Source organism: Brunnivagina elsteri CCALA 953, assembly GCF_002289455.1.
Taxonomy (GTDB): domain Bacteria; phylum Cyanobacteriota; class Cyanobacteriia; order Cyanobacteriales; family Nostocaceae; genus Brunnivagina; species Brunnivagina elsteri.
The window spans coordinates 1-12,810 of sequence record NZ_NTFS01000185.1; the positions used below are offsets into that span (position 1 = coordinate 1).

Below are 12,810 nucleotides of genomic sequence, written 5' to 3' on the forward strand. Positions count from 1 at the left end.
ATATTGCTTTGATTCAAGAATGACAAAAATATAAAAAAAGCTTCATAGTGAGATAATTCTATAGTTCCAGTTTACAAGTTATCTGCCCATTATTAAAAGAAGTAGAGACAACCAACCAAATTGTCTGTATACAAATTAGAAGAGATAACCCAGCGAGTCGTCTGTACAATTAATATTCCTTTTCCCCATTACCTTTATATCCCCCAAATTTCCCCTTATCCCCTTTTCCTGTTTTCCCATGAAATCATTACTACCAGACCGCCAAAAAACAATATTACAGTGGGTAAGCCAAGCAACTGGCATCAACACTTTAGGCGTAAAAGTCCGGTTGCGGGGAAATGACCTACATATTTTATGCGAATCAGTTGAATGTCCTCAACGCTGGCATACATTATTAGACTTGCTCACTGCTTTACAGCAAACAGACCTAGATGCCCTCAAGAGTGGCGAAAACAACGACCAACCTTCAATATATCAAGTATTCGTCTACGGCAGAAAAAAAGGTACAAAACGTCCCGAATGGTGTCATCGAGTTTATTTGAATCAACTCGATCGCCATTTAGAACAAGTCAACGAAAAAATCAACCAAACCTTACTCCGCGACAAGTCAAACCAGTCTGGAGGAGCGCTAATTATCTCCAATGAAAGCTTGGCACGGCAAGGGGATCCAGATGCGATCGCACGATATCTCGGCGAAACCCTCAGCAATTTCGGTGTTAGTGTTCAAGTCAAAGTCAAAAAACCAGACAACCAAACCAATAAACGCTTGTGGGTACACTGTAAATCCAGCTATAGCCCCGATCCAACCCTGATTGCCGAACCCATTGCCCAAAAACTCCGTCATCTCAAACTTTCCGGCTATCAAGATGCAGTTATCGTTGCCCAAGTTCAGGGAGAAAGTAAAACCGATTGGACACTGCGGATTGATTTAACCCCACCAGAAATAATGCTCAAAGAATGGGCAAGATGGGGAGATACGGAAGCTTTAGGAGAATATTTAAACGAAAAATTAGCTCAAAAATCACCCAATACCAAAATAACAGTCACAACATCATTACAAGAATCAACACTTCACATATTTTGCAGTTCCGTTAACCCAAAAGATGCCATATCCCCAGCACCACACCGCATCCTGTGTATGGAAACAATTGGCACAATCCTCGAAGATGTTGCCCCACAAGCCATAACCGCCGCCACCCTCTACGGTCAAACTAGCAAAGATGCCGACCCAGCTTGGATTGACTGGCTCTCTCTCCCCGCAAAACAACATCCAGATTTAGCAATTCCGCCTTTAGAACTAGCTACTTCTGCGGATGAACCTGCTATTCTTTTTTTACTAGAGCGATTACTCAACCCTAACCTCAGTTGGCGTTTAAAAACAGGCGGGATTCGCGTCCTCCTCCTCCGTAAAGCTGACTTATTACATGTAATGTGTGATGCACCTGTTTGCCCCAACCGCAAACAAGTCGCCAGCAAAGTGATTAAATTACTGCGGCAAATCGAAGTCTCCGGGATTACCGGGGTACGAATTTACGGTCGTCGTGCAGGTAACAAAGAACCACTGTGGCATTATGGTGTAGACTTCCAACCCAGAAAACGTGTTGTACCCGAACCAACACCAGAATTTGCGGCAACTTCTGCTTACGTTCGCGAACTTTTGCCATCAGACTCAAACGATTCGGGATTACGTCCAGACTTAACAGCACAAGAAGTTCAGACTTTTGTCAAAGGAATCGCCAGTGATTGGGGTGTTACTGCCAGAAAGTTTCTTTTAAAAAGTCAACTATTTATGGATACTAGTCAACCGTCAGAGCGTGACTCAGTAGCACAAAAGGGACGTTTAGTTGCCTTAATTTGGGGTAGCTTGGGTTTATTATTGACAATTCAAACAGATTGGGTATTAAATTATTTCGTTTCTCGTACCAACCCACAAAATAATCCGATGCCTGCGATCGCAAGTCAGATCGATGAACCAAGCAATACCAGATTGACGGCAAATACATCCGCAGAAAAAGGTAATAATACCTTTAATGCTTCGGAATTTACCCAGCCGAAAGGTGATAATTCTCAATCGAAAAGTCAAGCAACAGCAACAGCAATCCTATTAGCAGCACGCAACCAAACCCCCACATTTAATGCTCGCCAACTCGACGAGCAATTTGCCCTCTACAGACAGCGCTTGCAAAAAAACGGTACAACCCCAGATATTTTAATTATCGGTTCATCCCGCGCCCTCCGGGGAATTGACCCCGTAGCCCTCTCCAAAGCATTAGCAACCCAAGGCTATCGGAATTTAGATATCTTTAATTTTGGTATAAATGGAGCAACATCCCAAGTTGTTGACTTCATCCTGCGTCAAGTTCTCCAACCGGAAGAAGTCCCCAAAATAGTCATCTGGGCAGATGGTTCCCGTGCCTTCAATAGCGGACGTGAAGACGTGACATACCGAGCAATTACCGCATCACCTGGTTACAAAGAAGCCCTAGAAAAGTTTATAGCAAAGGGTAATGACCCCAACGAGAAAAAATCAACATCAAAATCCATCGCCAATAGCAAAACAAACAACCATCAAGAAAACAGCTATCAAGCAGTAGATAAATGGTTAAATCAAGGATTAGCGGGAGCTTCGGGAACTTATCAACATCGCGATCGCCTGAAAACAATTTTAAACGATCGCATAAAATCCCTCCCCATTTTTAGTAGCAGTGAAACCCCACCAGGAAGCAGCAAAACCAGCCCTAACGATGGCGAACTGGATGCATCATCCCAGTCAGTAGACTTCGATGGTTTTCTCCCATTATCAATACGTTTTGACCCCACAACCTACTATCAAAAACATTCCAAAGTTAGCGGTAGCTACGACAACGACTACAAATCATTCTTACTTGGAAACGACCAAGATACCGCATTACAAAACATCCTTCAATTTACCCAATCTCAAAAAATCTCCCTAGTATTCGTCAATACGCCCTTAACAGCCGAATACTTAGACCCAATTCGTACCCAACACGAACAAGAATTTCAGCAATACATGTTAAAAATAGCAAGCGATCGCACTCACTTCGTCTTCCGTGACCTCAGCTTACTTTATCCCCAAAACAACGACTTCTTCTCCGATCCAAGCCACCTCAACCGTTACGGAGCATACGAACTATCCAAAAAGCTCGCCAAAGACCCCATGATTCCCTGGAGCAACAAAAAATAATCACAAAATAATTCATAAATTTATTTATATATATCTTTATTCCTTCTTCCCTTGGCGCTTTGGCGTACTTGGCGGTTTATCTCCCAATCTATATTTTCACAAAATAGGATTCCCACATTAAATGAATTTCATCTCAATAACATACGGATTATTTCTACTTAGCGTACTTGGCGTTTACTGGACAGTCGAAGAAGAAAACATCCGCTTGTTTGTACTCCTAATCGCCAGCATAATTTTTTATACATCCTATCAGCCAGCATACATCCTACTTCTCTTAGTTCTAGTTTTTATTAACTACCGTATCGGCATCGAACTAGGAGAAAACACATCTCCCCGTCAACATACCCAAGATTGGCAAATATCCAACGAAGAATGGCAATATGCCCAAGCTGATTGGGGTCGTCGTCGTCTTATACTCGTCTCAGTAGGCGTATTTCTCAATATTTTTATCCTTTTTGGTTTTAAATACTTCATTCCCCTGCTCAAGTTTGCTTTACCGCAAGCCACAACAACTAGTTTGGGTTTAGATTCATTTAAACTAATCGCACCTTTAGGAATTTCCTACTTCGTTTTTGAGTGCATTGCTTATCTAGTCGATATCTATCGTGGCGCACCTGCTACCGGAAATTTTATCAAATTTGCCGCTTATAAATTATTTTTTGCAAAAGTCACTTCCGGTCCCATTACCCGCTTTCATCAACTCGCAACCCAGTTTAAAACCAATCAATTTCCCACAGCCGATGCCATCACTGAAGCACTATGGTTAATCGCGAGAGGTGCTGTAAAAAAAGGCTTATTCGCTGACAATATTGGTACATTTGTTGATATTTGCTTCGGCAATCTCCAACGCGCAGGCAGTACAGACATTTGGCTCGCAACCTTTGCCTATGGCTTACAACTTTACCTCGATTTTAGCGGCTACGTAGATATAGCACGGGGTAGTGCCTTACTATTCGGTTTAAAACTACCCGAAAACTTTGATTTCCCCTACTTCGCCACTAGTATCGCCGACTTTTGGCGACGCTGGCACATGACTTTGGGGGATTGGCTGCGGAATTATCTTTATTTTCCCCTTGGTGGTTCCCGTGCTGGCTTAGAACGTACTTGCGTCAACCTGATGATTGTAATGGTAGTATGCGGTATTTGGCACGGTGCTACTTTGGGTTTCTTGGCTTGGGGAATGCTCCACGGCTTTGCCCTAATCCTACATCGGTTAGTTGATACCTGGTGCGATCGCTCGGAATTTCTCGAAGCTTTTTGGCAATCCCCAATTGGCATTATCTTCGCATGGCTCCTCACCCAATTAATGGTTTTTACCTCCTGGATATGGTTCCGCTTACCCAATCTCAAAGACTCCTGGCTAGCTACACAGCATCTTTGGGGACATCCAGCAGATGCTCAATTTGCCCAACTTGTCTACGTCGAAGCATTCAAGATGAGTCAAGCCCAAATTGCCCTGTTGCTGTTCATACTTGCAACCTGCATGTCAATCACTTATTTCTTTAGCCGCAGACTGAAACTACAATTTAACTGGCATCTCAAGCTTATCTTTATACCCTTTTGTTTTTACGCTGTTTGGTTGCTTGCACCAGAAGGTAGTCTACCCTTTATTTACTTTGATTATTAAGCCAGAAATTATTTATAGTTATTTGTAGGTTGGGTGAAGGCTTTGCGTAACCCAACATATGATATTGGGAAAATAGAAATTCTTTAAACCACAAAAATATCTAAACTCAACGGTTAAGAGACTTCAAACAATTTATAAAATGTTGGGTTACGACTACTTTGATTATTAAGGCAGAAATTATTTGTAGCTTGACAACCAAACCATAATTTTTGTAAAGTAAAAAATATCTAATCACTCCAAATATATTTCCTTTAATTAACACAAATAAATCTATCTCAATAAAGAAATTATCCGATGACGGAAATTAGCCACTTCCAGGGATTGACAATTGTAACGATTTATTAAATAATTGGGTTAAATATAAAAATAAATCACCTAAACGCATCAGGTGATAATTTTGTGTAAGTAAAAACAATCGAACATATTAGAAATGCTAATGGCGAGTATATACTCTTATTTAGCCAAAATGTTGTAGGTTTATAAATGCAGGTAGATAAGATTTACCTGTAATAAATTCACCACCATAAATATTTCGCACTCATAAATACATGACAACAACCTTCCAGCGTCGCTCCGGCTCAAGCGCATGGGACCGCTTTTGCGAGTGGATTACCAGCACCGAAAACCGCATATATATAGGTTGGTTCGGTTTATTGATGGTTCCAACCCTGCTTGCAGCGACAACATGCTTTATCATCGCTTTCATTGCAGCACCTCCTGTTGATATCGATGGTATCCGTGAGCCAGTAGCAGGTTCATTGATTTATGGAAACAACATCATCTCTGGTGCAGTTGTTCCTTCTTCCAACGCCATCGGTCTTCACTTCTACCCCATTTGGGAAGCAGCTTCCCTTGATGAGTGGTTGTACAATGGTGGTCCTTACCAGTTGGTAGTTTTCCACTTCCTCATCGGTTGTGCTTGCTACTTGGGTCGTCAGTGGGAATTGTCTTACCGTTTGGGTATGCGTCCTTGGATATGCGTTGCTTACTCTGCTCCTTTGGCATCTGCAACCGCAGTATTCTTGATTTACCCTATTGGTCAAGGTTCGTTCTCTGACGGTATGCCTTTGGGTATTTCTGGAACCTTCAACTTCATGATTGTGTTCCAAGCTGAACACAACATCTTAATGCACCCCTTCCACATGTTAGGTGTGGCTGGTGTATTCGGTGGTAGCTTGTTCTCCGCAATGCATGGTTCATTGGTAACATCTTCTTTGGTTCGTGAAACCTCCGAGAACGAAAGCCTAAACTACGGCTACAAATTCGGTCAAGAAGAAGAAACCTACAACATCGTTGCTGCACATGGTTACTTCGGTCGCTTGATTTTCCAATACGCTTCCTTCAATAATAGTCGTTCTTTGCACTTCTTCTTAGGTGCTTGGCCCGTTGTTGGTATCTGGTTCACCGCACTGGGTATCTCGACAATGGCATTCAACCTCAATGGTTTCAACTTTAACCAGTCGGTAATCGATTCACAAGGTCGGGTTATCAATACTTGGGCTGATGTCATCAACCGTGCAAACTTGGGCATGGAAGTAATGCACGAGCGCAATGCTCACAACTTCCCCCTAGATTTAGCTGCTGGTGTAGAAACACCTGTTGCAATTTCGGCTCCTGCGTTGGCGATAAGTCCCTACGGGAGTCTCGCAGGTTAGTAAAGGTTAGCAAAAGCCTAAAAAAAATTGTAGAGATATGCTGTAACACATCTCCACAGTAAAACCAAACTACAGAGCGTCTTCTTCGGAAGGCGCTTTTTATTTATTGCTTAATATTGTAAAGTTTTTTTAAGTATTTTTCAACTAAATTAATTAATTGGTTTGATGATTAAATCGGTAAAATTACCGCCACCTGGGAATGGTGTATTTTTTGCTCGCCTTCATCATATGATGATACCGATTGTTGTATAGATTTTTCTTCACGAAAAGGGCAGTATACATAATGGTTGACCTCACACCGAATTCAAGTTTTAGTCTAACTATACGCTTAGAAATTCCCAATCGCGTCGGGATGCTAGCTTCTGTGACACAAGCGATCGCATCCAATGGTGGAAATCTCGGTCAGATTGATTTAATCGAGCAAACAAGGGCTATTTCCACTCGCGATTTGACTGTGGATGCTGCGAGTACGGAACATGCGGAGATGATTGTCCAGGCTGTAAAAGGTTTACCTGATATCAAAGTTCTTGATGTCTACGATCGCACCTTCAATCTCCATCGTGGTGGTAAAATCAGCGTTACTAGCCGGATTGAAATCAAAAGCGTCTCCGATTTAGCAATGGCTTATACACCCGGAGTCGGCAGGGTTTGTAAAGCGATCGCTCAAAATCCCGAAGAAGTTTACAACTTTACCATCAAAGGTAATACTGTCGCCATTGTTACCGATGGTAGTGCTGTTTTAGGTTTAGGTAACTTAGGTGCGGAAGCTTCTTTGCCAGTGATGGAAGGCAAAGCAATGTTATTTAAAGAATTTGCTGGTATCGATGCTTTCCCCATTTGTCTAGCAACCCAAGATACCGATGAAATAGTCCGTACTGTGAAGAATCTAGCTCCAGTTTTTGGTGGGGTAAATCTAGAAGATATTGCCGCTCCTCGATGTTTTGAGATTGAAGAAAGATTGCGGCGCGAATTGGATATTCCCGTCTTTCACGATGACCAACATGGTACAGCAATTGTCACCTTAGCGGCGTTATTTAATGCCTTAAAGGTAGTAAACAAGCCAATGGAGAAGATTCGTATCGTCATCAACGGAGCTGGTGCTGCGGGAGTTGCGATCGCACGCTTACTCAAAAAAGCAGGTGCAGAGACAATCATCATGTGCGATTCCAAAGGTATTCTCTCAACCAGTCGTCCAGAACTAACCGACGAGAAACGGGAATTTGCCGTCAAAGCCCAGGGAACCCTCGCAGGTGCTATTCAAGGAGCCGATGTATTCATTGGTGTCAGTGCCCCAGGTGTTTTAACCCCAGAAATGGTACGCTCAATGGCAAAAGACCCGATTGTCTTTGCAATGGCAAACCCCATCCCCGAAATCCAGCCGGAATTAGTGATTAAAGACGTAGCTGTAATGGCAACAGGACGGAGCGACTACCCCAACCAGATAAATAACGTTTTGGCATTTCCAGGGGTATTCCGGGGTGCATTAGACTGTCGTGCCGCAACGATTACAACCTCAATGTATCTTGAAGCAGCCAGTGCGATCGCATCTCTGGTCAAACCATCTGACTTAAATAAAGAACACATCATCCCCTCTGTATTCGATAACCGCGTATCACCTGCCGTAGCCGCAGCAGTTCAACGTGCTGCCCGTGAAGACGGCATTGCACGCTGTTAATTCTGGTATAAATTGATATTTAGGGTTAACAACCGTTAACCCCAACAATAATTCCTGCTATTTCCCTTTTCCAAAATGAAAAGAGCGATCGCATGTTCTGAAGGTGGCAAAAATGCCCATCCAGAATTATGTAAAATTGATAAAATTAAAGGCTTCCCAACTTGGATAATCCAAGGCAAACAATACCCCAGTACAACAACGTTACAAAAGCTAGCCGAGATTTCTAATTACAAAGGTTCACGCGAATTCAAAAACTTCCCAACACATCCAAATAAAAGATTTGGCTTTCTGAGGGATTCTATATTTAGGTTTTGCAGTATAGTTATACTAAAAACGGTTAGAAAATAGACTTTGACTAGTATACAAATTCAATTTCTTAAGCCTCTCCCCTTACCAAGGGGAGAGGTTGGAGAGGGGTTCTATATTAGTAAAGTTTTAAGCCGCTCGTAGTATATTTCCCATTGTAGGGGCGAATGGTTATTCGCCCTCCATATTCTCCATATTAATAATTATTATGTTATGTCCCATTCAAAAATTCCAAATACCCTGCACTCAGTTCCTTCACAGCCAAATCATAAAACTGCTTACCATGTTCAGGTGTCGCTAAACCAGGATTGGAACCCATCCTACCATCAGGGTAACGACGACGAAAATCAGTCGCACCATATATTTTCCCTTCTTTATTTACCTCTGGCGAAAGTGGTGCTGTCTTTATCACTTCCGGATAAATATACTGAGTCAGAGCAACCTCGCTAGGAGTCGCATGGGAACCTTCTTCTTTTCCATATAAATCATGTGCCAGTTTATAAACCGAACCGCACATAAACCAATTTGCAACATGGCATTGTACTAAACTGGCATCGGATATCTGCAAATCTTCCAAATAAATATAAGTCTCGGAAAATGCAGCTTTTAGCGTCGCAACATTTCCACCATGTCCATTAATAAAATAGAACTTGCGAAAACCCGCTTTCACCAAACAGGTAATATAATCCCCTACCACCTGAATCATCGTACTTGGACGCAGGCTAATTGTACCAGGAAACGCCGTGTGGTGCAGCGCCATCCCCACACTGATAGTCGGGGCAACCATCGCTTTAACAGCATCACCAACACCACCAGATACAGCTTCCGCACAAATTGCATCTGTACCAATTAACCCAGTTGGACCATGTTGTTCGGTGGAACCAATTGGTAAAATGATTCCTTGAGAATGTTCTAAATAAGCTTCGACTTCCTGCCATGTACTCAGATGTAGTAACATTTTCTCGTTTGCTAATAGGGGAAGGAGTAAAATCAAAGTAAAAATCAAGACTTATACCCCCGGATTCTCTAGGAAGTCGGGGATATTGAATTTCACGAATGATTTAGAACTACTATATATGATGGCAATAGCGCTAGTTGTTCTTACTTTGCCATACACGAAAGAATATTTTATTTTGAATCCTTTATTTTGAATCCTTGACTCTGAATCCTAAATTCCAATTACTTCAGAGAAACTAACTAATCAAAGTAATAATGTTTTTTTACGCTTTTACGAATATCCCACGTACAAGACATTCCTGATGGAAAAGTGACTAAATCACCTTTACCCATTTCTACACTTTCTCCCCCAACAGGGGTGACAATAACATCACCTTCTAAAAAGTAGCAAGTTTCTTGAGAGTCATAAGTCCAGGGAAATTTTGATACTTCCTTTTCCCAAATCCCCCATTTGGATACACCTAATTTATCGAGGTGTTCTTGACTTGGTTGACGCTCAATTTTAATGTCCATTTCCTGCTGTCTCTATATAGACTGTACTATTTAATTTTAGTAGATTTACAGCCTCATCAATAATCAAAAAGCTTAAAGTCTTAATCTCATTTATTCTGACTTCTGACTCTCCAACTAGCAGTAAGATTGAATATCTTCTCCACATTGGTCTACTAAATAGCACAAAGCACGAAAACGCAATCCCACAAATTGGTCATACAAAGGATTTAGTTTGCACATTGGGGGAATATGAGCTACTTTGCGACCAAAGACAACGATATCACGCTCAAACGGACATTGTGCGGGGATAGCTTTAGCAACTAATCTTGCTAATTTGCGGTTTTTTATTTCTAATGAATCGAGTCGATTTCGCACTGGTTGCAACAAATCAACCTTAATTTTTGGCAACTGTTTTGTATTGGTAACTTGATTTTCTTCTGCGATTGGTTGAACAAAAGCAGGAAAAACAATATTTTGGTCATTGGTTTTGAGCATTGTAGCAAGCTTCTCCTGGTCTAAATTAAGGGTTTTTGCATCTACTTCATCAACCTACAATTCCCACACGACATATTCCGGCAATTTCAATTGTGCTTTCAAATAATTTTTGATAAACACGTAACCGAATTTCGTCAGGGAATTAATTGGTAAATTGAGGAATTAACAGTTATTTAAACTTAGCTTTTCAGCCGCAACTGTTCCGGTAAATACAAAATAGCAAAAAAACTTTACAATTGTCATCCGTTGAATTATTTATTCCTCATATGTCCCATAAATACTATATATTTCTAATCTAGAAGACAGGTATGAAAATCAACAGTACCTTTCGGTGTGATTTCCCCACAAATAAAAGTCGTATATCCCTACCTGTGGAGTATTTTGGGACTATTACTTTTTGGAGAGATTTGATTGTAGGTGACAAATTATCAGTTAGATTGTAACAGTAGTTACATTTTTTCACAGTTAAGAATAACTAATATATCCCACTATAAAAAATAAACATAGTTGCTAATCGATATAGCTATGCAGGTAAATTTGAATCATCTGAAACAGTTTATATATTAAAACTCCGATTCAACAAAATTAGGCATTGTTTGGTGCTTTTGATCTGAACTCGACGCATCAAAGTCTCAGAAATGCTGCGTTAAGAGAATAGGTAACGAAAAGTCGCAGTTGCTTTAGTTCCTAATTCAAATTTCAAGTCTAACTAATCCAAATTATAGTTACTTTTTGGTAACTACTTTACTTCCGTAGGCATTTGCTTTTAGGAGCATAATCACCACAAACTATAAATTGCTCATCAAGACTTACCGCAATAGAACTAATACTTCCACCATTTATCAAAGTACGTCCTGCTGGGAAGAATTTAACCGTACCATATTCACACTCACTAAATAAGAATTGATTTTTAGAACTAAATGTTACAGAAGTAACAATACTAGAGTTATCAGTGAAGGATTTAATTTCTTTTAATGTTTTCAAGTTCCATAATTTGATTACATAATCCGCACTACCGCTAGCTAATATTGTTCCATCATTACTAATTGCTACAGAAAAAACTTCTGCCTCATGTCCAGATAGAGCATAAATTAACTCTCCAGTCATCAAATTCCAAATTTCTATTTTATCATCACTAGCAGAAATCAAGGTTTTTCCGTCAGGACTTATGGCTATAGAGTAAACATTAGCGTCATCATTAATGGTAAGAATTTCTTCCCCTGAATCTATCTTCCATAGCTTTATGGTTTTATCTTTGCTACCACTAATTAGAGTTTTTCCATCCGGACTTATTGCTACACAATAAACAACGTCTAAATGCCCTTTTAGCCAACCACCTAGAGTATAGGCTAGTGTAATATTATTATTTATTTCTACTATTTCTGGGCTATATAATTGTAATGTAGGTACTTTGGGAGGATATAAAATATTATCAATTTCAGCTAATTTATCCAATATTGCTTGAGTATTAGCTGGTCGATTCTTAATTGCTGGTGCCATTAGGTTATCAATAAAATCGGCGAATACTGAAGATATATTGCTTGAATGTTCGCGCCAATTTATCATAGTACAGGGGTCATCATAGCGGTCATCCATTAAATCAGCCGGATACTTTCCTGTTAGTAAATGAACAAAAGTACGACCTAATGCAAAGAAATCTGATTGTGGAACCGCTTGACCTAAATCTTGCTCTCGTGGAGCATACCCATCAGTTAAGAATTTTGTAATTTGTCCTTCTGCTTGTTTTTTCTCATAGGTTTCGCTAACCTCCCGTGCAATCCCAAAATCTATTAACACTAATTGTCCATCAGTTCGACGCATGATATTTGAAGGTTTAATATCACGATGAAATAAATTTTTTTGATGTACTTCATGCAAAATAGTTGCTAAGTTTTTTAGCCAAATAAAAGCCTGCTTCTCATTAATTGGACGATTATTTCTTTGTTCTAAGTATTCCTGTAAATTTTCTCCCTCTATTTTCTCCATAACTAGACAATAAACTGGTTGCTGACTGTTATGAGGAAAAAACTCGAAATAATCCTCAGCATTTGGTATTCCAGGATGGTTAAATCTTTTTAAGATTTCTGCCTCTTGCTTAAACAAAGATACTGCTTTGGCTGTATTTTCAGTTAAAACCTTCAGAATTTTTGTAATTTCACTATCGTCATTAACTTCAAATGTTTTCGCAAAACCTCCTTTTCCGATATGACGAATTACTCGATAGCATCCTTCGAGCAATAATTCCGAACCACAACTTTGGCAGTAAAGAATATTATCTGGATTGGGAATCTTTTGGCAGCTAGGATTTATGCACAGACTCATAAGTAGTTAGACAAAATTAATTACAAAATTTTCTCCAAATTCTTTTAAGATTTTTTCCACAGATGCAACAAAGGTT

8 protein-coding genes are annotated in these 12,810 nt (G+C 40.2%); 4 read left to right on the top strand and 4 right to left on the bottom strand.

The window, feature by feature from the left end:
* Positions 1–238: 238 nt before the first annotated feature.
* The 4 genes from CK510_RS16570 to CK510_RS16585 all read left to right on the top strand — a co-directional run bounded on the left by CK510_RS16570 (position 239) and on the right by CK510_RS16585 (position 8,162).
* A complete protein-coding gene (locus CK510_RS16570) occupies positions 239–3,205 on the top strand; it encodes a DUF1574 domain-containing protein (RefSeq protein ID WP_095722760.1) in 2,967 nt (988 codons plus the stop codon).
* A gap of 121 nt (positions 3,206–3,326) precedes the next feature.
* Positions 3,327–4,832 (top strand): MBOAT family O-acyltransferase, encoded by a 1,506-nt coding sequence (locus CK510_RS16575; protein ID WP_095722761.1) that lies wholly within the window; start codon positions 3,327–3,329, stop codon positions 4,830–4,832.
* 548 nt (positions 4,833–5,380) lie between these two features.
* A complete protein-coding gene (gene psbA, locus CK510_RS16580; protein ID WP_095722762.1) occupies positions 5,381–6,487 on the top strand; it encodes a photosystem II reaction center subunit D1 in 1,107 nt (368 codons plus the stop codon).
* Between the two features lie 283 nt (positions 6,488–6,770).
* The gene (locus CK510_RS16585; protein WP_095722763.1) at positions 6,771–8,162 is read left to right on the top strand and encodes a malic enzyme-like NAD(P)-binding protein; all 1,392 of its coding nucleotides are present in this window, start codon (positions 6,771–6,773) and stop codon (positions 8,160–8,162) included.
* A 517-nt stretch (positions 8,163–8,679) separates the two neighbouring features.
* Here CK510_RS16585 and CK510_RS16595 read toward each other — a convergent pair.
* The 4 genes from CK510_RS16595 to CK510_RS16610 form a co-directional block, all read right to left on the bottom strand.
* Entirely contained in the window at positions 8,680–9,426 is a 747-nt protein-coding gene (locus CK510_RS16595; protein ID WP_095722768.1) for a creatininase family protein, read from the bottom strand.
* Between the two features lie 239 nt (positions 9,427–9,665).
* Positions 9,666–9,938, bottom strand: a complete 273-nt coding sequence (locus CK510_RS16600) for a cupin domain-containing protein (protein ID WP_095722765.1) — start codon at positions 9,936–9,938, stop codon at positions 9,666–9,668.
* A 114-nt stretch (positions 9,939–10,052) separates the two neighbouring features.
* Positions 10,053–10,412: a Mo-dependent nitrogenase C-terminal domain-containing protein gene (locus CK510_RS16605; protein WP_095722766.1), complete on the bottom strand. Its 360-nt coding sequence runs from the start codon at positions 10,410–10,412 to the stop codon at positions 10,053–10,055.
* 744 nt (positions 10,413–11,156) lie between these two features.
* Complete coding sequence (locus CK510_RS16610) at positions 11,157–12,734, bottom strand: serine/threonine-protein kinase (protein WP_095722767.1); 1,578 nt, start codon at positions 12,732–12,734, stop codon at positions 11,157–11,159.
* Between the last annotated feature and the right edge of the window lie 76 nt (positions 12,735–12,810).

Excerpts from the sequence above, each read along its gene's own strand:
- CK510_RS16610 (WP_095722767.1), bottom strand. The coding sequence starts at position 12,734 with ATGAGTCTGTGCATAAATCCTAGCTGCCAAAAGATTCCCAATCCAGAT.
- CK510_RS16585 (WP_095722763.1), top strand. The coding sequence starts at position 6,771 with ATGGTTGACCTCACACCGAATTCAAGTTTTAGTCTAACTATACGCTTA.
- CK510_RS16600 (WP_095722765.1), bottom strand. The coding sequence starts at position 9,938 with ATGGACATTAAAATTGAGCGTCAACCAAGTCAAGAACACCTCGATAAA.
- CK510_RS16605 (WP_095722766.1), bottom strand. The coding sequence starts at position 10,412 with ATGCTCAAAACCAATGACCAAAATATTGTTTTTCCTGCTTTTGTTCAA.
- CK510_RS16595 (WP_095722768.1), bottom strand. The coding sequence starts at position 9,426 with ATGTTACTACATCTGAGTACATGGCAGGAAGTCGAAGCTTATTTAGAA.
- CK510_RS16570 (WP_095722760.1), top strand. The coding sequence starts at position 239 with ATGAAATCATTACTACCAGACCGCCAAAAAACAATATTACAGTGGGTA.
- psbA (WP_095722762.1), top strand. The coding sequence starts at position 5,381 with ATGACAACAACCTTCCAGCGTCGCTCCGGCTCAAGCGCATGGGACCGC.
- CK510_RS16575 (WP_095722761.1), top strand. The coding sequence starts at position 3,327 with ATGAATTTCATCTCAATAACATACGGATTATTTCTACTTAGCGTACTT.